The sequence below is a fragment of the Cellulosimicrobium sp. SJTW-1 genome (genome assembly GCF_047716875.1).
Taxonomy (GTDB): domain Bacteria; phylum Actinomycetota; class Actinomycetes; order Actinomycetales; family Cellulomonadaceae; genus Cellulosimicrobium; species Cellulosimicrobium funkei.
On the sequence record NZ_CP136680.1, the window covers coordinates 676385 to 696435 of the forward strand.

General features: G+C 73.1%; 16 protein-coding genes. 11 read left to right on the plus strand and 5 right to left on the minus strand.

Annotation, left to right across the window (positions count from 1 at the left end; translation table 11 throughout):
• Window positions 1–36: 36 nt before the first annotated feature.
• The gene (locus RSE42_RS03090) at window positions 37–468 is read right to left on the minus strand and encodes an organic hydroperoxide resistance protein (RefSeq protein ID WP_076403553.1); all 432 of its coding nucleotides are present in this window, start codon (window positions 466–468) and stop codon (window positions 37–39) included.
• 107 nt (window positions 469–575) lie between these two features.
• Between RSE42_RS03090 and RSE42_RS03095 the strand changes: the two genes are divergently transcribed.
• From RSE42_RS03095 to RSE42_RS03145, 11 genes are all read left to right on the plus strand, one after another.
• Window positions 576–1184: a TetR/AcrR family transcriptional regulator gene (locus RSE42_RS03095; protein WP_082774605.1), complete on the plus strand. Its 609-nt coding sequence runs from the start codon at window positions 576–578 to the stop codon at window positions 1182–1184.
• A 106-nt stretch (window positions 1185–1290) separates the two neighbouring features.
• Window positions 1291–2088, plus strand: coding sequence for a copper homeostasis protein CutC (locus tag RSE42_RS03100; protein WP_415297849.1), 798 nt, complete (start codon window positions 1291–1293; stop codon window positions 2086–2088).
• 363 nt (window positions 2089–2451) lie between these two features.
• A complete protein-coding gene (locus RSE42_RS03105) occupies window positions 2452–4131 on the plus strand; it encodes an ABC transporter substrate-binding protein (protein WP_076403549.1) in 1680 nt (559 codons plus the stop codon).
• 46 nt (window positions 4132–4177) lie between these two features.
• Complete coding sequence (locus RSE42_RS03110; RefSeq protein WP_061268323.1) at window positions 4178–5173, plus strand: ABC transporter permease; 996 nt, start codon at window positions 4178–4180, stop codon at window positions 5171–5173.
• Entirely contained in the window at window positions 5166–6329 is a 1164-nt protein-coding gene (locus RSE42_RS03115; RefSeq protein WP_415297850.1) for an ABC transporter permease, read from the plus strand. The genes RSE42_RS03110 and RSE42_RS03115 overlap by 8 nt, the downstream gene beginning before the upstream one ends.
• Window positions 6326–7243: an ABC transporter ATP-binding protein gene (locus RSE42_RS03120; RefSeq protein WP_415297851.1), complete on the plus strand. Its 918-nt coding sequence runs from the start codon at window positions 6326–6328 to the stop codon at window positions 7241–7243. The genes RSE42_RS03115 and RSE42_RS03120 overlap by 4 nt, the downstream gene beginning before the upstream one ends.
• Window positions 7243–8127, plus strand: coding sequence for an ABC transporter ATP-binding protein (locus RSE42_RS03125; protein ID WP_144721493.1), 885 nt, complete (start codon window positions 7243–7245; stop codon window positions 8125–8127). Before RSE42_RS03120 ends, RSE42_RS03125 begins: the two co-directional genes overlap by 1 nt.
• Before the next feature lie 188 nt (window positions 8128–8315).
• Complete coding sequence (locus tag RSE42_RS03130; protein WP_415297852.1) at window positions 8316–9878, plus strand: RNB domain-containing ribonuclease; 1563 nt, start codon at window positions 8316–8318, stop codon at window positions 9876–9878.
• 30 nt (window positions 9879–9908) lie between these two features.
• Complete coding sequence (locus tag RSE42_RS03135; RefSeq protein WP_043656540.1) at window positions 9909–10280, plus strand: sterol carrier family protein; 372 nt, start codon at window positions 9909–9911, stop codon at window positions 10278–10280.
• Window positions 10281–10601: 321 nt separating this feature from the next.
• Window positions 10602–15362 carry an ExeM/NucH family extracellular endonuclease gene (locus RSE42_RS03140; RefSeq protein ID WP_415297853.1) on the plus strand — a complete coding sequence of 1587 codons (4761 nt, stop codon included), beginning with the start codon at window positions 10602–10604 and terminating at the stop codon, window positions 15360–15362.
• A gap of 143 nt (window positions 15363–15505) precedes the next feature.
• Window positions 15506–15982 carry a hypothetical protein gene (locus RSE42_RS03145; protein ID WP_415297854.1) on the plus strand — a complete coding sequence of 159 codons (477 nt, stop codon included), beginning with the start codon at window positions 15506–15508 and terminating at the stop codon, window positions 15980–15982.
• Between the two features lie 4 nt (window positions 15983–15986).
• On the opposite strand, the gene RSE42_RS03150 is transcribed toward RSE42_RS03145, so the two are convergent.
• Genes RSE42_RS03150 through RSE42_RS03165 form a run of 4 tightly spaced genes read right to left on the minus strand, consistent with a single transcriptional unit; the run spans window position 15987 to window position 19844 of the window.
• Window positions 15987–17045, minus strand: coding sequence for a sulfate/molybdate ABC transporter ATP-binding protein (locus RSE42_RS03150; protein ID WP_415297855.1), 1059 nt, complete (start codon window positions 17043–17045; stop codon window positions 15987–15989).
• Window positions 17042–17881, minus strand: a complete 840-nt coding sequence (locus tag RSE42_RS03155; protein WP_415297856.1) for a sulfate ABC transporter permease — start codon at window positions 17879–17881, stop codon at window positions 17042–17044. The genes RSE42_RS03150 and RSE42_RS03155 overlap by 4 nt, the downstream gene beginning before the upstream one ends.
• 10 nt (window positions 17882–17891) lie before the next feature.
• Complete coding sequence (gene cysT, locus RSE42_RS03160) at window positions 17892–18782, minus strand: sulfate ABC transporter permease subunit CysT (protein ID WP_415297857.1); 891 nt, start codon at window positions 18780–18782, stop codon at window positions 17892–17894.
• A 3-nt stretch (window positions 18783–18785) separates the two neighbouring features.
• Complete coding sequence (locus RSE42_RS03165) at window positions 18786–19844, minus strand: sulfate ABC transporter substrate-binding protein (protein ID WP_415297858.1); 1059 nt, start codon at window positions 19842–19844, stop codon at window positions 18786–18788.
• Between the last annotated feature and the right edge of the window lie 207 nt (window positions 19845–20051).

Genomic DNA, 20051 nt, shown 5'->3' on the forward strand with positions numbered 1-20051 from the left:
CGCCAGCCGGCCCCGGCGGTCGTGCCGAGGGGTGCCCTACGCGACCGTCGTGCGGACGGTGACCGGGATGTTGCCCCGGGTCGCGAGCGAGTACGGGCAGACGGCGTGCGCGGCCTCCGCGAGCTCCTCGGCGACGTCCTGGGTGACGCCGCCCCCGAGCTCGACGTGCAGCGTCGCGCCGAGCGAGAAGCCGCCGTCGCCGGTCGGGACGAGGTCGACCTCGGCGACGACGGCCGAGTCGGCCACGGGGACCTTGCGCTGCGCCGCGACCATCTTCAGCGCCGAGTGGAAGCATGACGACCACCCGGCCGCGAACAGCTGCTCCGGGTTCGTCCCGCCACCGGGGCCGCCCATCTGGCGCGGGACGGCGAGCGTGACGTCGAGCTGGCCGTCGTCGGACACGGCGCGGCCTCCGGCGCGACCGTCGCCGGTCGCGGTGGCCACGGCGGTGTAGAGGGTGTCAGCCATGAGGTGCCTCTCGAGAGTCGGGATCGAAGTAGAGTTACTAGTACGTCTACATCGGAGAACCTAGACTGGCGGCCGACCGCGCGCAAGGGCGGAGACAAGGAGGGGGCATGGTCGACGACTCGCCGACGCCCGGGGCGACAGGCCGCGGCACCGCGGCCGACACGCGCCGCCGCATCCTCGAGGCAGCCTCGGCGCTCTTCTACGCCCAGGGCATCCGAGCGACGAGCGCCGACCGCGTCATCGAGCAGGTCGGCATCACCAAGGTGACGTTCTACCGCCACTTCCGCACGAAGTCCGACCTCGTCGTCGCCTACCTCGAGGCGCAGGCCGCACGCGACCGTGCCGTCGTCGACGAGTCGCTCCGCGACGCCGAGCCGCTCGACGCCCTGAGCGCCCTCGCGGGCGCCATCGGCGCCGTGAGCTGCGTGCCGGGCTTCCGCGGCTGCCCGTTCATCAACGCCGCGGCGGAGACACCCGACCCGCAGGACCCGGTGCGCGTCGTCGTGGACCGCCACCGGCGCTGGACGCGGGACGTGTTCGCCCGCCTCGCCGCCGCGGTCGGCGTCACGGACGCCGACGCGACCGCGGCGCAGCTCATGATGCTGCGCGACGGCGCCATGGTCGCGGGCTACCTCGGCGACCCCGACGAGGTGGCCGCGACCCTGCGGTCCGCGTGCCTCGCCGCCGTCGCCACGGGACGGCCGACGCCGGCCTGAGCTCCCGCGCCCGGCCCGCGCCCGGAGTCGTCTACCCTGGCCGACGGCCGCCGTCGTGCGGGTCGCGCGACGCGACGGCCGCCGGACCGGACGACGGGAGAGCGCCATGACGACCACCCACCCCGAGGGGGGCGCGGCGCCCGCGGCCCGCGACGTGGCCCTCGAGCTCGCGGTCCAGGACCCCGACGGCGTCCGCGTGGCCGCGGCCGTGCGTGCGCACCGGGTCGAGCTGTGCGTCGGGCTCGGCGCGACGGGCGGGCTCACGCCCAGCGCCGGGCTCGTCGAGGCCGCGGTCGCCGCCGCGGCGGAGGCCGACGGTCCGGGGCCGCGCGTCGAGGTGCACGTGCTCGTGCGCCCGCGCCCGGGCGGCTTCGTCCTCACGCCCACCGACCTCGACGTCCAGGTGCGCGACGTCCGGGCCGCGGTGGCGGCCGGGGCGCGCGGCGTCGTCGTGGGTGCGCTCACCCCGGACGGCCTGGTCGACGTCGGCGCCGTCCGCGCCCTCGTGGACTCCGCCGACGGGCGCGAGGTCACGTTCCACCGCGCCGTCGACGTCGTCGCCGACCCGCTCGCCGCGCTCGACGCGCTCTCCGGGGCCGGGGTCGTGCGCGTGCTCACGTCGGGCGGTGCGTCGCGCAGCATCGACGGCACCGACCGGCTGCGCGCCATGGCGGCGCACGCGCGCGACGCGCTCGGCGGGCGTGTGCAGGTCATGGCCGGCGGGGGAGTGCGGCCGCAGGACGTCGGGGCCCTGGTGGCCGCGGGCGTCGACGCCGTGCACCTCTCGGCCAAGCGCGTCGTCGCGGACGACGCCGGGCCGGGGGGCGGCGGCGACGCCGGCTATGAGGTCACCGACCCCGAGGTCGCGCGGGCCGCGCGTGCCGCGCTGGACGCCGCTCGCTGACCCCGCTCCCGGCTCGCCGCCGGCGCTGCCGCCGTCCCGCCGCCGACCCCGTCCCCGACCGCTCCCGCCAGCGCGGCCTGCTGCGCCCGTGCGACGCGCTGCGCCCCGCACGACCCGCTGCGCCGGGACCGGCCACGGGCCGCCCCACCCCCTCCTGACCGTCCTCGGCACCTCGGCCGGACCCCGTTCCACGGGGTCCGGCCGAGCCCGTCGCGGCGCGATCCTGGTATCGATGTCTCAGTTAGGTAACTTTCCTGTCGTATTCGTAGGAGGGCCGGTGGCTATTAGTTAGTGTTCCTGCCACACGCCTGCGGGCGCCGAAGTACGACGTGAGGACGCGTCGTCCATGCGAAAGGACCGAAGATGATTCGAAGCACGGCGCGCAAGCGTCTGCTCACGGCCGCGGCACTCGTGACGGGCGTCTCGCTGCTCGCGAGCGCCTGCACCGGCGGGGGCGATGGCGAGGGTGAGGGCAACGGCGGTGAGGCCCGTGTCCTCAACGTCTGGGCCGGCACCCAGACGCCCATGGTCGCGAACTTCAACCCGTACGCGCCCAACCCGCTGCACGTGACGAACGGTGGCATCTACGAGCCGCTGTTTTTCTACAACCGCGCCGAGGCCGGCGACCCGACGCCCCGCCTGGGCGAGTCCTACGAGTGGAGCGAGGACGGCACCGAGCTGACCGTCAAGATCCGCGAGGGCGTGAAGTGGTCCGACGGCGAGGACTTCACGGTCGAGGACGTCATCTTCTCGTACACCAACGACGCGGCGAAGCGCGACTACCTGAACACGATCGAGAAGGTCGACGAGTCGACCGTCAAGTTCACGTTCAACGGCGCGCAGTTCACGAGCGCCGTGCAGATCCTCGGCACCACGCTCATGGTCCCCGAGCACCTCTTCAAGGAGGTGTCGGACCTCATCACGTTCACGAACGACGAGCCGGTGGGCACCGGGCCGTTCACGCTCGACACCATCACGAACGCGACCTACACCGTCGTCCCGAACGAGGACTACTGGGGCGGCGAGCCGAGCCTCGGGAAGGTCCGCTTCCTCGCGCTCGACAAGAACCAGAGCGCCCAGGACCTCCTCGCCACCGGCAAGATCGACTGGACCACGATGTTCATCGCGGACCCGGAGACGGTCACCGGCGGCGGCCAGGTCTCGCTGCTCAACACCCCGCAGGACCCGACCACGATCATGTCGTGCTCGAACGCGGCGCTCGGCTGCGCGGGCCCGCAGACGGACCTCGCCGTCCGCCAGGCGGTCAACCTGCTCGTCGACCGCGGCGAGATCAACGAGAAGGCGTTCTCGGGCCACGCGGCCGTCGCGTCGCCGTCGCTCGCGCTCGTCGGTCGTGACGACCGCTGGATCTCCTCCGAGATCGAGAAGGAGAGCCCGCAGGAGGGCGACCCGGCCGAGGCGGCCAAGGTCCTCGAGGCGGCGGGCTACACCAAGGGTGCTGACGGCATCTTCGAGAAGGACGGCCAGAAGCTCTCGGTCGACCTCATCTCGGTCGACGGCTGGAGCGACCACAACGCGGCGGGTGACCTCATCGCGCAGCAGGCGCTCGAGGCGGGCGTGCAGATCAACCACGTGAAGATCACGCAGCAGGAGATGTCCGACGCCCGGACCAGCGGCAACTACCAGATGATGATCAGCGGCATCACGGGCACGTCGCTCGACGACCCGTTCGCCATCTACCGCCAGTGGCTCACGACCGAGTACACGACGCCGGTGGGCGAGACCATCGAGGCCGGCCGCTTCAACTTCCCGCGCTACTCGAACCCGCTCGTCGACGAGGCCGTGGCCACCGCCGCCGGCACCAACGACGAGGACACGAAGAAGGCCGCGTACGCCACGGTGCAGAAGGAGATCGCCCGCGACCTCCCCTACATCGCCCTCGTCGTGAACCCGACCATGTCGTTCGTCAACACGAAGGACTACACCGGCTGGCCGTCGGAGGACGACATGTACGCCTTCCCGCCGTCGTGGGCCACGATCAGCAACGGCGTGATCCTCTCCCAGCTCAAGCCCGCGAGCTGATGTCGCACTGCCGAAGAGGAGCTCGGGTGAACGAGGAGTCGGTTCAATGAGGTACTACGCACGGCGGATCGCGTTCTACGTGGTCACCTTCTGGGCCGCCGTCTCGCTCAACTTCCTTCTCCCGCGGGCCATCCCCGGTGATCCCAAGCAGATCTACCTCGACACCCTGCTCCGGAAGAACGGTGAGCTGACTCCGGGCCTCATCCAGAGTGTCGACATCCTCTTCGGCAGTGACGACGCCTCGCTGTGGGAGCAGTACCTCACGTACTGGAAGAACATCTTCACAGGTGATCTCGGTACGTCGGTCCTGTACTTCCCGGCACCCGTCAGCCAGCTGCTCGGCGAGGCCCTCCCCTGGACGGTGGGCCTCGTCGGGCTGGCGACGATCATCGCGTTCCTCCTCGGCGTCGGCCTCGGCGCATGGGTCGGGTGGAAGCGCGGTACGTGGGTCGACCACATCATCCCCGCGTCGACCTTCCTCCAGGCGGTGCCGTACTTCTGGCTCGCCCTGGTCCTCATCTCGATCTTCTCGGTGTCGCTCGGCTGGTTCCCCATCGTGGGCGCGTACGACATCTTCGAGTTCGACAGCGGTCCCGAGTGGTCGTGGGACTTCGTGGGCAGCGTGATCTACCACGGCACCCTCCCGGCCGTGACGATCATCCTGTCGGCGATGGGCGGCTGGCTCCTCGGGATGCGCAACATGATGGTCTCGACGATCGCCGAGGACTACGTCACGACGGCCGAGGCCAAGGGCCTGCGCCCCTTCCGGGTCGCGCTGACGTACGCGACGCGGAACGCGGTCCTGCCGTCGGTCACGGGCTTCGGCATCGCGCTCGGCTTCGTCGTCGCCGGGTCGGTGGTCATGGAGCAGGCCTTCAGCTACCCCGGCATCGGCAAGCTGCTCTTCACCGCGGTCCAGGCGAAGGACTACGCGCTCATGCAGGGCGCCTTCCTCGTGATCACCGTCGTGGTGCTCGCGGCGAACTTCCTCATGGACCTGATCAACGGCATCATCGACCCGAGGACGCGGAACAATGGCTGACCCCACCCGTGACGCCGAGACCGTGACTCCCGCGGCCGACGCCGCTCCTGCCGCCTCCGTGGTGGTGGACGGCCTGCCGCCCGAGAACCGGACCGCCGGCATCGTGCCGGACGTGCCCATCGCCCCGCCCGAGGCCGTCGTCGCGGGCGAGCCCGTCCCGAAGAGCACCGCGCCGAAGCGCGGCATCCGGGCGATGCTCCCGCGCCGTTCGGGCAAGCTCGTCGTCGGCCTCGTGCTGACGCTCGGGATCGTGCTCTTCTCCGTCGTGGCGCCGCTGTTCAGCCAGAGCCCGCGGGCGACGTCGAACCCGGCGTACCTGCCGCCGAGCACCGAGCACCTGCTCGGCACGAACAACATCGGCGTCGACATCTTCGCCCAGGTCGCGCACGGCGGCCTCGGCTCCCTCACGGTGGGACTGCTCGCGGGCGTGATCGCGATGGTCCTCTCGCTCCTGTTCGGCATCATCGCCGGCTACGTCGGGGGCTGGACCAACGAGATCCTGTCCTTCGTCACGAACATCATGCTCGTGATCCCCGGGCTCCCCCTGATCATCGTGATCTCCGCCTACCTCGAGTCCCGCTCGCTCTTCCTCGTCGCCCTGATCCTCGGCATCACCGGGTGGGCGGGGGCGGCGATCGTGCTACGGGCACAGGCCCGGTCCCTGCGCAGCCGCGACTACGTCTACGCGGCCAAGGTCGCGGGCGAGAAGGCGCCGCGCATCGTCCTCGTCGAGATCCTGCCGAACCTCCTGCCGCTGCTCACCGCGAACTTCCTGGGCGCCGTGCTCCTCGCGATCCTCAGCGAGGCCGGCCTCTCGTACCTCGGCCTCGGGCCGTCCGGGTCGGTGACGTGGGGCACCATCCTCAACGAGGCCAGCACGCAGAACGCGATGGCGTACGGGCGCTGGTGGTGGTTCGTCCCGCCGGGCCTCCTCATCGCGCTGTTCGGCTGCGGGCTCGCCCTCATCAACTTCAGCATCGACGAGATCATCAACCCCAAGCTGCGGACGGCCCCTGCCGCGGTCAAGAACGTCCGCCTCGCGCGCAAGCAGCGCGCGAAGCTCCAGGCGGCGACCGCGCCGAGCACCGCCAAGGCCGGCACGGCGGGCACCGCGGCCGACACCCCCGCCCGCGACGACGAGAAGGTCCAGTCATGAGCGCACCGACCCTCACCGCGAAGCCTGCGGGCGACTTCGGGGCCCCGCCCGGTGCGGTCCCCGTGCTCACGGCGCGGAACGTCTCGATCGAGTACCAGGTGAACCCGGTCGTGCAGGCCGTGAAGGACGTGTCCCTGACCCTGCACCGAGGCGAGATCCTCGGCCTCGCGGGCGAGTCCGGCTGCGGCAAGACGACCCTCGCGTACGGGCTCAACCAGCTGCTCAAGCCGCCGGCGCTGCGCACGAGCGGGGAGATCGTCCTCCACGACAAGGACGGCGACGACATCGACGTCGCCGCCCTGTCCGGGGACGCGCTGCGGGCGTTCCGCTGGGACAAGGTCTCGATGGTCTTCCAGGGGGCGATGAACTCCCTCAACCCCGTGATCAGCATCAAGGCCCAGCTGTTCGACGTCTTCGCGACGCACCGCCCGGGGATGTCCGCGAAGGACAAGCTCGAGCGCAGCCGTGAGCTGCTGGAGCTCGTCGGCGTCGACCCGAACCGGCTCGACAGCTACGCGCACGAGCTCTCCGGCGGCATGCGCCAGCGCGTCATGATCGCGATGGCCCTCGCGCTCCAGCCGCAGGTCATGATCATGGACGAGCCGACGACGGCGCTCGACGTCGTCGTCCAGCGCGGCATCCTGCGCGAGATCATGCGGCTGCGCGAGCAGTTCGACTTCGCCGTCGTCTTCATCACGCACGACCTGCCGCTGCTGCTGGAGATCAGCGACCGGATCGCGGTCATGCTCCGCGGCGAGATCGTCGAGCTCAACACGGCCGAGGAGATCTACAACGCGCCCGCGCACGAGTACACGCGCCGCCTGCTCGGGTCGTTCCCGAGCCTGACGGGCGACCGGGGCGGGTTCGTCCGGTCCGGCGAGGACACCGCCGACAGCACGGGAGGGGTGGCCTGATGGGCACGCTCGAGATCCGGAACCTCACCAAGGACTTCGTCATCCGCAACGGGTGGAAGCGGTCGCGGCTGCGCGCGGTGAACGACGTGTCGTTCACGCTCGAGCCGGGCAAGACGATCGCCATCGTGGGTGAGTCGGGCTCCGGGAAGTCGACAGTCGCGCGGATGATCGCGAAGCTCGAGACGCCGACGTCCGGTGACATCCTGCTCGACGGCGTCCCGTCCGCCCGACGTGGCCGTGGCCTGGCCGAGTACCGGCACGACGTCCAGATGGTGTTCCAGGACCCGTTCGCGTCGCTCAACCCGTTCCACTCGATCCGCCACCACCTGGAGCGGCCGCTGCGGATCCACGGGCTCGCGAAGACGGCCGCCGAGCTCGACGCGGCCGTCGACGAGCTCCTCACCCGCGTGAACCTCACGCCCCCGGGGACGTTCGCGGAGAAGCGTCCGCACGAGATGTCGGGCGGTCAGCGCCAGCGCGTCGCGATCGCCCGAGCGCTCGCGCCCGGCTCCCGGTTCCTCGTCGCGGACGAGCCCGTGTCGATGCTCGACGTGTCGATCCGGCTCGGGGTGCTCAACCTGCTGGCGCGACTGCAGCGCGAGGAGAACCTCGGCGTCCTCTACATCACGCACGACCTCGCGACGGCGCGTCACTTCAGCGACGAGATCCTCGTGATGTTCCGCGGGAACGTCGTCGAGCGCGGGCCGTCGGACCAGGTCATCCTCGACCCGCAGCACGAGTACACGAAGCTGCTCCTCGGGGCGGCACCGGAGCCGCAGAACCACGGCCGCCTCCGCGAGGAGGTGCGCCGCGAGCTCGCCGCGGCCGCGGCGGGCGGGGGCGACGCCGTCGCCCGCGACCGCTTCGGCACGCGCGGCATGTGAGACGGGCGTCGCCCGTCCCCTCGTCGTCCGGGCAGCGGGGGTTGCCCGGCGGCACGCGTCGGTGGTGACGCGTGCGCGTCGCGCGGGCCAGGTCAGTCGGACGCCCTGGCCCGCGCGCTCGCCCCGTCCGTCGTCGTCCGTCCTGCCACGCAGGACGTGCCCGGCGACGGGTGGGTAGGGTCGGGCTCGTGCCCGCCCGTCACCTGCGCCTCGCGCGACCCGAGCCCTCCGCACCGAGCACCACCGCGCTGGTCACCGACGCGCTCGCGGCGCTGCGCCGCGAGATGGAGGTCCCGGAGACCTTCCCGGACGGGGTGCTCGCCGAGGCCGAGGAGGCCGTGCGCGAGGACCGCGCGGCGCCCGGCCCGGGACGCGTCGACCTGCGCGACGTCCCGTTCGTCACGATCGACCCGCCGGGCTCGATGGACCTCGACCAGGCGCTGCACCTCGAGCGGGCCGGGGGAGCGCCGGACGACCCGGCGGGCGCCGCGTTCGTCGTCCACTACGCGATCGCCGACGTCGGCGCGTTCGTCGTGCCGGGCGGAGCGATCGACGCCGAGGTCCACGAGCGCGGCACGACCCTCTACGCGCCCGACGGTCGCACCCCGCTGCACCCGGCCGTGCTGTCCGAGGGCGCGGCGAGCCTCCTGCCGGGCGAGGACCGCCCGGCCGCGGCGTGGCGCGTCGTGCTCGACGCCCGCGGCGAGATCCTCGACGCGACGGTGCGGCGCGCCGTCGTGCGCTCGACGCAGCGCCTCACCTACGACGAGGCGCAGGCCCGGATCGACACTCGGAGCGCCGGGGACGACGCAGGGGACGCGCTCCTCCTGCTCCGCGAGGTGGGCGAGCTGCGGCTCGCGCGCGAGCGCGAGCGCGGCGGTGTGTCGCTCGAGGTCCCGGAGCAGGAGATCGTCACGCGCGACGACGGCTCGTTCGGCCTCGAGTTCCGCTCGACCCTCCCGGCAGAGGCCTGGAACGCGCAGGTGTCGCTGCTCACGGGCATCGCGGCGGCGCGGATCATGCGCGCGGGCGGCGTCGGCGTCTTCCGCGCGCTGCCGGAGGCCGACCCGCGCGACGTCGCGCGCCTGCGCCGCACGGCCCGCGCGCTCGGCATCGACTGGCCGCGCGAGACGCCGTACGCCGAGCTCGTCCCGACGCTCGACTCGCGCGTCTCGCGCCACGCCGCGTTCCTCAACGAGGCGACGTCGCTGTTCCGGGGCGCGTCGTACGAGGCGTTCGGCGGCACGGGCCAGGAGCCCGGCGTGCCCGACGACGCGGCGCACGCCGCGATCGGCGCGGAGTACGCGCACGTCACCGCGCCCCTGCGCCGTCTCGTGGACCGCTACGGCACCGAGGTGTGCCTCGCGCTGTGCGCGGGGGAGGACGTGCCGCGGTGGGTGCTCGACGCCCTGCCCGGCCTGCCGCGCACCATGGCCCGCACGGGCCAGCGCGCGAGCGCGTACGAGCGCGCGATCGTCGACGTCGTCGAGGCCGCGCTGCTCACCGGTCGCGAGGGCGAGGAGTTCGACGGCGTCGTGGTCGACGTCGAGGACGACCGCGAGCGCGCACGCCGTCTCGAGCGCGAGGACGCCGACGAGGCGGGCGGGGCGCGGCGCGGCCAGGTGGTCCTCGCCGACCCGGCGGTGCGCGCGCCCGTCGAGGGGACGGACCTCCCGCTCGGCGACCCGGTCCGCGCCACGCTGCGCGAGGCGTCGGTGCCCGGGCGCCGCGTCCGGTTCACCGTCGGCTGACGCCGCGCCGCGCGGCCTAGGCTGGTCCCCGTGCCTGCCCGACGCCGTACCGACCCCGCCGCCGGCCGCCTCGCCCTGGCGACGTGGCGCGACGACCCCACCGACCGGCGCGCCGTGACGACGGCCGTGCGGTTCACGCTCGAGGAGCTCGCCGACGTCGCGCCCGGGCACACGGTCGAGGTACGCGTGCCGCCCGCGGGGGCCGTCCAGGCGGTCGAGGGCCCGCGGCACACGCGCGGGACGCCGCCGAACGTCGTCGAGACGGACCCGCAGACGTGGCTGGGCCTCGTGACGGGGGCGGTCGCCTGGGCCGACGCCGTCGCGGACGGGCGGGTCCGCGCGTCGGGCGAGCGCTCCGACATCTCCTTCCTGCTGCCGCTCCAGGCGGCCCGGCCACGCTGACCGCTCCGGCGGGGACCTCGGCACCTGCTCGCGGGCGGCGAGCGTGTTACCGGTGGGTAACGTTCTCCGCGTCAGGTCTGGCGGAGCGCCGGGCGGGGGACTAGCGTCCCAGGATGACCGGCCGCCGTCCGCGCGGGCGCTCGCGGCACGACGACGTGCGCTGGCGTTCTCGTGGCGGTGACACGGCAGCAACCGCACGTTCATCCAGGTGGGGTGCGATGTCCCGCGGAGGCAGGGTGTCGCCCCGTCCGAGGTTCGTCCCCGACCCACGGGAACGCGCGAGCTGCTGCCCGGCCGTCCGCACGAGATGAAGGAGTCAGCGTGACCGACCACCAGCACCTGCGGCGACGGAGGGTGGTGGCGGGCACGTTGACCGTGGCCCTCGCCGTGCCGTTCTCCGTCGCGGCGGCCACCGCCGCGAGCGCGGCGCCCGACGGGTCGGGCCTCGTCATCAACGAGGCCTACCTGAGCGGCGGCAGCGCCAACGCCCCGTACACCCACAAGTTCGTCGAGCTGTACAACCCCACGCAGGCGGCGATCGACCTCTCCGGGATGTCGCTGCAGTACCGCTCGGCGACGAGCACGGGCGCCTTCACGGGCGTGACCGCGCTGACCGGCTCGGTCGCCCCCGGGGGCTACTACCTGGTGCAGGGCGGGTCGAACGGCTCGAACGGCGCCGCGCTGCCCACGCCCGACGCGACGGGCGGTCTCAACCCGTCGGGCACGACGGGCACCCTGGCGCTCGTGCGGTCGACCTCTCCGGTGACGCTGCCGGCGGGGAACGCCGCGGGCGCCGCGAACGTCGTCGACCTGATCGGGTACGGCACCTCGAACACGTTCGAGACGGCCGTGGGCCCCGCGCCGTCGGCCAACAACGTGCCCGCGTCGATCAACCGGACCGGGTACGCCGACACGGACGACAACAGCAAGGACCTCACGCTCTCCAGCGCCGTGACGCCGCAGAACAGCGGTGACGGCGGCGGCGGCCCGGGCCCCGAGCCGGGCGAGGTCGTCCCGATCGCGGAGATCCAGGGCACGGGGGCGGCGAGCCCGCTCGTCGGGCAGACGGTCACCACGCGCGGCGTCGTCACCGCGACCTACCCCACGGGCGGCTACGACGGCTTCTACCTGCAGACGGAGGGCACCGGCGGCGACCTCGACGCGTCGCACACGGCGTCGGACGCGATCTTCGTCTACTCGAAGGCGGGCGCGGCCGCGGTGGCGGTCGGCGACCACGTCGAGGTGACGGGGGCGGTGTCCGAGTACTTCACGCTGACCCAGATCACGCCCGCGGCGGGCGGCTGGACCGTCCTCGACGAGGCGGCGCAGGACGTCAAGCCCGCGAACGTCGCGTTCCCGGCGACCGACGCCGAGCGCGAGGTCCTCGAGGGCATGCTCGTGCAGCCGGCGGGCGACTACGTCGTCGCGGACAACTACGACACGAACTACTACGGGTCGTTCGTGCTCGCGGCGGGGACGGACCCGTTCGTCCAGCCGACGTCGGCCGGTCGGCCGGGCAGCGCGGAGGCGGCGGCCGCCGTCGCGGACCGGGCCGCGCGGGCCGTGGTGCTCGACGACGGCGCCACGACGAACTTCAACAACACCGCGAACAAGGGCGTCCCGCTCCCGTACCTCACGGGCGGGGCACCGGCGCGCGTGGGTGCGGCCGTGTCGTTCACGACGCCGGTCATCCTCGACTACCGGTTCGACGCCTGGACGTTCCAGCCGCGCACGCAGCTCACCGCGGGTGACGGCGGCAACGCCGCCACGGTGCAGCCGGTCACGTTCGAGAACACGCGGGAGGACGCTCCGGCCGAGGTCGGGGGCGACCTCTCCGTCGCGACGTTCAACGTGCTCAACTACTTCACGACCACGGGCGACCAGGTCGCGGGCTGCCAGTTCTACACGGACCGCGCCGGGAACCCGATCACGGTCCGCACGGGCTGCGACGCGCGCGGCGCGGCGGACGCCGCGAACCTCGAGCGGCAGCAGACGAAGATCGTCGCGGCGATCGACGCCCTCGACGCGGACGTCGTCGCGCTCATGGAGATCGAGAACTCCGAGCCGTTCGGCAAGGACCGCGACCAGGCGCTGTCGGACCTCGTGGACGCGCTCAACGCGGCCGCGGGCGCCGAGGAGTGGGCGTTCGTCCCGTCGCCGGCCGCCGTGCCGACGGACGAGGACGTCATCCGCCTCGCGTACATCTACCAGGTGGCCGAGGCCGAGCCGGTCGGCGACTCCGTGATCCTGCTCGACGACCCGGCGTTCTCGAACGCGCGCGAGCCGCTCGCCCAGGTCTTCCAGCCCGCGGGCGGGATCACCGAGGGCGACGACGCGGCGAGCGACGACGTGCTCGTCGTCGCGAACCACCTCAAGTCGAAGGGCGGCAACGACTCCGCGCCCGCCGACCAGAAGGACACCGGCGACGGCCAGGGCGCGTACAACAAGGCGCGCGTGGGCCAGGCGACGGCGCTCGTCGCCTTCGCCGAGGACGTCGCGGCCGACGCCGGGACGGACAAGGTCCTGCTCGCGGGCGACTTCAACTCCTACGAGCAGGAGGACCCGCTGCAGGTGCTCAAGGACGCCGGCTACACCGACCTCGGTGCGTCGACGGGCGAGCACACCTACCTGTTCGACGGGTACGTCGGGTCGCTCGACCACGTGTTCGCGTCGTCGGCCGCGGCGGACGCCGTCACCGGCACCGACGTGTGGAACATCAACTCGGTCGAGCCGATCGCCAACGAGTACAGCCGGTACAACTACAACGCGTCGATCCTCTACGACACGACGCCGTTCCGGTCGTCCGACCACGACCCCGTCCTCGTGGGCCTCCAGCTCGGCGCCGCCGAGCCCGGCACCACGCAGCTCGACCTGCTGGCGATCAACGACTTCCACGGTCGCATCGACGCCAACACGGTGAAGTTCGCGGGCACGATCGAGCAGCTGCGCGCGGCGAACCCTGACGGGACGGCGTTCGTCTCGGCGGGCGACAACATCGGCGCCTCGCTGTTCGCGTCGGCGCTCCAGGAGGACCAGCCGACGATCGACGTGCTGAACGCGCTCGACCTCGCGGCGTCCGCGGTGGGCAACCACGAGTTCGACCAGGGCATGGACGACCTCACGGGTCGGGTCACCGACGAGGCCGACTGGGCCTACCTGGGCGCGAACGTCTACGACAAGGGCACGACGAACCCGGCGCTGCCGGAGTACCAGGTCGTCGAGATCGACGGCCTCGACGTCGGCTTCGTCGGCGTCGTGACGCAGGAGACCCCGACGCTGGTCACGCCGTCGGGCATCGCCGACGTCGAGTTCGGCGATCCCGTCGAGGCGCTCAACCGCGTCACCGCCCAGCTCCAGGACGGCGACCCGGCGAACGGCGAGGCGGACGTCGTCGTGGGCCTCGTCCACGAGGGCGCGTCCGCGGGCACGCCCGACGGCGCGACGCTCGAGGAGGAGGTCGCCGCGGGCGGCGCCTTCGCGGACATCGTCGACGAGACCGACGCGCGCGTCGCGGCGATCTTCACGGGCCACACCCACAAGCAGTACGCGTGGGACGCGCCCGTCCCGGGCGTCCCGGGCAAGACCCGCCCGATCGTCCAGACCGGCAACTACGGCGAGTTCATCGGGCACGTGTCGCTCACCGTGGACACCGCGACCCACGAGGTCACGGCGTACACGGCGCAGAACGTGGCCCGCACGAAGACGGAGGACGCGACCCTGGTCGCGACGTACCCGCGCGTCGCGGAGGTCAAGACGATCGTCGACGCGGCGCTCCAGCAGGCCGAGATCATCGGCGCGACCCCGATCGGCGAGGTCACCGCGGACATCACGACCGCGTTCGCGGGCGGCGCGTACACGGGTCCCGGCGGGACGTACGTGGGCCCCGGCCCGGACCCGACGTCCGGGCGTGACGACCGCGCCTCGGAGTCGACGCTCGGCAACCTCGTCGCGGACTCGCTCCTCGCGACGCTCTCCGACCCGGCGCGCGGCGGCGCGGACATCGGCGTCGTCAACCCGGGCGGGCTGCGCGCCGAGCTCCTGCACGGCGACGACGGCGTCATCACGTACGCCGAGGCCAACGCGGTCCTGCCGTTCGTCAACAACCTGTGGACCGTGACCCTCACGGGCGAGCAGGTCGTCGAGATGCTCGAGCAGCAGTGGCAGACGGACGCGAACGGCAACCGCCCGTCGCGCCCGTACCTCGCCCTGGGCCTCTCGGACAACGTGTCGTGGACGGCGAGCACCGCCGACCCGAACGCGGCGCCGGGGAGCAACGTCTCGTCCGTGACGATCGACGGCGAGCCGATCGACCCCGCCGGCGAGTACCGCGTCGCGACGTTCTCGTTCCTGGCCACCGGGGGCGACAACTTCCGCGTGTTCACGGACGGCACCGACCCGCGCGACTCCGGTCTGGTCGACCGGGACGCGTGGATCGCGTACCTGCAGCAGAGCTCGCCGGTGTCGCCGTCGTTCGACCGCTCGCGCGTGGTCGTCGACGAGCTGCCCGGCACCGTGACGGCGGGCTCCGACGTGAGCGTGGGGCTCTCGGGCCTCGACCTCACGTCGCTCGGGTCGCCGGCGAACACGTCGGTGGACGGGTATCTCGTCGCGGCGGACGCCACGTTCGACCCGGCGGCCCCGGGCACCCCGGCGGGCACCGCCACGGTGACGGGCGGGGCGGCGACCCTGACGGCGACGGTCCCGGCCGACGCCGCGGCGGGCGAGTACGACCTGTGGGTCGTCGCGTCGCCGAGCGGCACGACGGCGCGCATCCCGGTCACGGTCGAGGCCGCCGCCCCGACGGTGGAGCTCGTGAACCTCGAGGCCACCGCGCGCTGCACGGGCAAGTTCGTCCACCTCGCGGTCCGCGCCACCAACGGCGAGGACGCGCCGGTCGAGGTCGTCCTCCAGACGCCCTACGGTTCCAAGCGGTTCCCGAACCTCCAGCCGGGCAAGAACGCCTACCAGTCGTTCAACACCCGGGCCACGTCGGTCGAGGGCGGGACGGTCACCGTGACCGCGACGCTCGACGGCGTGACGCAGGAGTACGAGATCCCCTTCGAGGGTCAGACCTGCGGCTGACGCCTGCCTGACGCCGTGCGGCGCCGCCGAGGAGGCGGCGCCACGTCCCGCGACCCGGGTCCCGTCCGACGGGCCCGGGTCGCGGTGCGTCCGGGGCGAGGACTCTGCGGGGAGTCCCAGGAAGCGCGGGTAGGGTCGTGCTCGTGAGCTCCGAGCAGTCCCGCGTGCCCGACGGCACGGCCCCCGACCCGTCCGCCGCGCCCGACGCCGTCGTGCCCGACGCCGCGCGCCCCGAGGCCGGGTCCGAGGCCGCCGAGCCCGGGGCCGCTGAGCCCGAGGCCGCCGGGCCGGGGACGAGGGCGGACGAGACGCCCGGCGCGGCGTCCGACGACACCGCCTCCGCCGGTGGCGAGGAGGTCGAGATCGAGTCCGTGGTCGACCCGGCGACCGTCCGCCGCGCCCCCCGCTACCGCGCGTTCTTCACGGTCGGCATCCTCCTGGGCACGGTCCTCGGCCTGGGCATCGGTGGCGCGTGGCTCCAGTCGCCCGCCGCGGCGCCGGTCTTCAAGCCCGGCGTCTACTTCACGGTCATCCTCGTGACGTGCGCGGCGCTCGGCGCCGCGGTCGCGGGCGTGTGGGCCGTCGTCGCCGACCGCCGCAGCCTGCGCGGGCGCCGCTGACCGCTCAGCCGACGAGCGGCTCGGCCACGCGCCGGTCCGCCGGCTCGGACGCCGATCCGGTCGGGGCGCCGGCGGCGGGGGAGAGCCGCACCGCCACGCCGGGCGCCAGGCCCAGCGTCCGCGCCTCCGCGCGGGTCACGACGACGGACACCACCTCGTCGCCCGCGGTCACCTCTGCGCGCACCTCGAACCCCACGCGCGTCGTCCGCGTGACGACGCCGGTCACGCCCGCCGCGTCCGCCGTGTCCCCGATCGCGACGCCCCGGCGCGCCGACGGGTCGAGGCCCGCCCCGCCGTCGGGCAGGACCTCGACGTGCACGTCGTGCGGGCGGACGAGGACGCCGCCGAGGCGGGTCACCGGCCCGAGGAAGCCCATGACGAAGTCGTTCGCGGGGCGGTCGTAGAGGTCGTCGGGCGTGCCGACCTGCTCGATGCGGCCCTCGTTGACGACGACGATCTCGTCCGCGACCTCGAGCGCCTCCTCCTGGTCGTGCGTGACGAACACCGTGGTCACGGGGATCTCGTCGTGCAGGCGGCGCAGCCAGTCGCGCAGCTCCTTGCGGACCTTCGCGTCGAGCGCGCCGAACGGCTCGTCGAGCAGGAGGACGCTCGGGCGGATCGCGAGCGCGCGGGCGAGCGCCATGCGCTGGCGCTGCCCGCCGGAGAGCTGCGACGGCAGCCGGTGCGCGAAGCTCTCGAGGTGCACGAGCCGCAGGAGCTCGTCGACGCGCTCGGCGATCTCGGCCTTCGGCGTGCGGCGGATCTCGAGCCCGAACGCGACGTTCCGCGCGACGCTCAGGTGCTTGAAGGCCGCGTAGTGCTGGAAGACGAAGCCCACGTTGCGGCGGCGCGCGGGCAGGTTCGTGGCGTCGCGGCCCTCGATCTCGACCTGGCCGGAGTCCGGCACCTGGAGCCCGGCGACGACGCGCAGCAGCGTGGACTTGCCGCCGCCGCTCGGGCCGAGGAGGGCCGTGAGACGGCCGGTCGGCACGGAGACGGAGACGTCGTCGAGCGCGACGAAGTCGCCGAAGGTCTTGCGGACGTTGCGGATCTCGATGCTCATGCGTCGGCCTCCGTGGGGGCTGCGGTGCGGGGGGAGCGGCGGGGGCGGGGGCCGGCGGCGTCGTCGGAGCGCAGGAACGTCACGGCGACGATGCACGCGACGGAGACCGACGCGAGGAGGAACGCGACGGCGTAGGCGGTGCCCTGCTCGAAGTCCTGGTACCGCTGCTCGACGAGCAGCGTGGACGTCTGCGTGCGGCCCTCGAAGTTGCCGGAGACGACCTTGACCGCGCCGAACTCGCCGAGGGCGCGCGCGAGCGTGAGCACGACCCCGTAGACGACGGCCCACCGGATCGCCGGCAGGGTGATGCGCCGGAACGTCTGGAGGCGGCTCGCCCCGAGGCTCGTCGCGGCGAGCTCCTCGTCGGTGCCGAGCTCCGTGAGGACCGGCACGACCTCGCGGATGACGAGCGGGAGGCACACGAACGCGGTGGCGAGGACGATGCCCGGCGGCGCGAAGATCACCTGGAGCCCGGCGTCCTCGAGGGCGCCGCCGAACCAGCCGTTCTTCCCGTACACGAGGACGAGCGAGAGCCCGACGACGATCGGCGAGACGGACAGCGGGAGGTCGAGCAGGGCGTTGAGGAGCGCCTTGCCCGGGAAGTCGTACCGGACGATGAGCATCGAGATGCCGACGCCGAACACGGTGTTGATCAGCACGACCTGCACCGCGACGGCGGCGGTGAGCTGGAGCGCGAAGACGACGGACGGGTCGGCGAGAGCCCGCTGGAACGTCTCGAGCCCGTCGGCGAACGCGCCGCGCACGACGAGCGAGACCGGCCACCCGACGAGCAGCACGAGGTAGACGACCACGACGGCGCGCAGCGTTCGGCGCACCCAGGGAGAGCTATCCACGGCGGGCCACCCTGCGCTGGAGGAGCTGGATCGTCGCGATGACGAGCAGCGAGACGAGGAGGAGCACCGACGCGACGGCCGCCGCCTGCTCGGGCTGGCCGTTCTCGAGGTAGCTGAGGATGCGCACGGAGCCCACCTCGGTGCGCATGGGCAGGTTCCCGGAGAGCAGGACGAGCGCGCCGTACTCGCTGATCGCGCGCGCGAACGACAGCGCGGCGCCCGCGGTGATCGCGGGCGCGAGGGCCGGGAGGACGACGCGGCGGAAGGTCGTGGCCCGCGTCGCGCCGAGCGACGCGGCGGCCTCCTCGACGTCCCGGTCGAGCTCGGCGAGCATGGGCTGCACGCTGCGCACCACGAAGGGCAGCGTGACGAACAGGAACGCGAGGAAGACGGCGGCGCGCGTGTTCGCGACGTCGATCCCCAGCGGCCCCGACGGCCCGTACAGCGCGAGCAGGACGAGTCCGGCGACGATCGTGGGGAGCGCGAACGGGATGTCGATGAGCACCTCGAGGAGCCGCTTGCCGGGGAACCGGTCGCGCACGAGGACCCACGCGATGAGCGTGCCCATGACGACGTTGACGGCGGTCACGGCGAGCGCCTGCGTGACCGTGAGGGTCAGCGCCGCGGCGGTCTGCGGCTGCGTCACGGCGGCGGCGAAGGCGGGCCAGCCGCCGACGGACGTCTCGACGAGCACCGCGATCAGCGGGACGAGGGCGAGGGCCGAGAACCACACGAGCGCAACGCCCAGCCCGAGGCCCGAGGTCGCCGTGAGCCGGTAGGGGCCGTTGGGCGCCCGACGGCGCGTGCGGCCGGGAGGCGCGGCCGGGGCCGGGCGGCGCTCGCGCGCCGCCCGGCCCGGTCGTTCAGCGAGGGTCGAGGCCACCGGTCACTGCTTCCCGGTCTCGGCCTGGATCTTCGTCACGAGGCCCTCGTCGCCGAAGAACTTGTCGTTGGTCGCGGACCAGCCGCCGAAGTCGTCGGCGATGGTGAGGAGGGTGGGGACGGCCGGGAACGGGTCGCTCGGGTCGTTCGCGCCCTCCACCTCGAAGTCGACGTCGCCGGTGAGCGGGCGGAAGCCCACGTGCGCGAACGCCTCCTGGCCCTCGGGCGTGAGGACGAAGTCGAGGTAGCTCTGCGCCTTGGGGTCGGCGTCGACCGTCACCGCGGCGGGGTTCTCGATGAGGAGCGTCTGGTCGGGGACCACGTAGTCGAACGTCTCGCCGTTCTGCCGCGCGAGGATCGCTTCGTTCTCGTAGGAGAGCAGGACGTCGCCGGTGCCGGACGTGAAGGCCGTCGTCGCGTCGCGGCCGCTGCCGGGGAGGGCGACGGCGTTGGTGAAGAACTTCCGCAGGTACTCGGTCGCGTCCTCCTCCGAGCCGCCGTTCGCGATGACGCTGCCCCACCCGGCGAGGATGTTCCAGCGGGCCGAGCCCGACGAGCCGGGGTTCGGGGTGACGATCTCGACGCCGGGCTGGACGATGTCCTCCCAGCTCTGGATGTTCTTCGGGTTGCCCTCGCGCACCACGAGCACGACGACGGACTGGCTGACGATGCCCTGGTGATCGCCCGCGTTCCAGTCCGCGTCGACGAGGCCCGCGTCGACGAGGCGCGTCACGTCGCCCTCGAGCGAGAAGTGTACGTAGTCGGCCTCCAGCCCGTCGGCGACCGCGCGGCTCTGGTCGCCGGACGCGCCGTACGACGTCTCCCAGGTCACGCCCTGGCCGTCCTCGGTCTCGCCCCACAGCTCCTGCGCCGCGTCGTTGCCCGCCTTCGGCACGGCGAAGCCGACGAGCGAGAGCGTCGTGGGCTCGACGTCGGAGCCCCCGTCGCCGCTCGCGTCGCCCCCGCCCGACCCGTCGACGGCGGTCGGCGCGCAGGCGGTGAGGACCAGGGCGGTGGCTGCCGCGGCAGCCGCGAGGGTGATCGTCGTCCGGAGGCGTCGCATGGTGTCGTCCTTCGTCGGGGTCCCGGGGAGCGGGAGCGGTGGTGGAACGGGCCCGACGCGGCGGCCATACTGGACCCCTGCGGTCGGGTAAGTCGAGATTCAAGCGCGGCGTTCCCACGCAGCGAAACCCCCGACCGACAGGTGGGACGACGTAACGCCACCGTGAACGACGGCGGGGGCCGTCCGCCTGGTCGTCCGCTTCCGTCC

Bases quoted from the DNA above. Each gene is read 5' to 3' on its own strand.
- RSE42_RS03090 (WP_076403553.1), bottom strand. From the start codon at position 468: ATGGCTGACACCCTCTACACCGCCGTGGCCACCGCGACCGGCGACGGT.
- RSE42_RS03095 (WP_082774605.1), top strand. From the start codon at position 576: ATGGTCGACGACTCGCCGACGCCCGGGGCGACAGGCCGCGGCACCGCG.
- RSE42_RS03100 (WP_415297849.1), top strand. From the start codon at position 1,291: ATGACGACCACCCACCCCGAGGGGGGCGCGGCGCCCGCGGCCCGCGAC.
- RSE42_RS03105 (WP_076403549.1), top strand. From the start codon at position 2,452: ATGATTCGAAGCACGGCGCGCAAGCGTCTGCTCACGGCCGCGGCACTC.
- RSE42_RS03110 (WP_061268323.1), top strand. From the start codon at position 4,178: ATGAGGTACTACGCACGGCGGATCGCGTTCTACGTGGTCACCTTCTGG.
- RSE42_RS03115 (WP_415297850.1), top strand. From the start codon at position 5,166: ATGGCTGACCCCACCCGTGACGCCGAGACCGTGACTCCCGCGGCCGAC.
- RSE42_RS03120 (WP_415297851.1), top strand. From the start codon at position 6,326: ATGAGCGCACCGACCCTCACCGCGAAGCCTGCGGGCGACTTCGGGGCC.
- RSE42_RS03125 (WP_144721493.1), top strand. From the start codon at position 7,243: ATGGGCACGCTCGAGATCCGGAACCTCACCAAGGACTTCGTCATCCGC.
- RSE42_RS03150 (WP_415297855.1), bottom strand. From the start codon at position 17,045: ATGAGCATCGAGATCCGCAACGTCCGCAAGACCTTCGGCGACTTCGTC.
- RSE42_RS03165 (WP_415297858.1), bottom strand. From the start codon at position 19,844: ATGCGACGCCTCCGGACGACGATCACCCTCGCGGCTGCCGCGGCAGCC.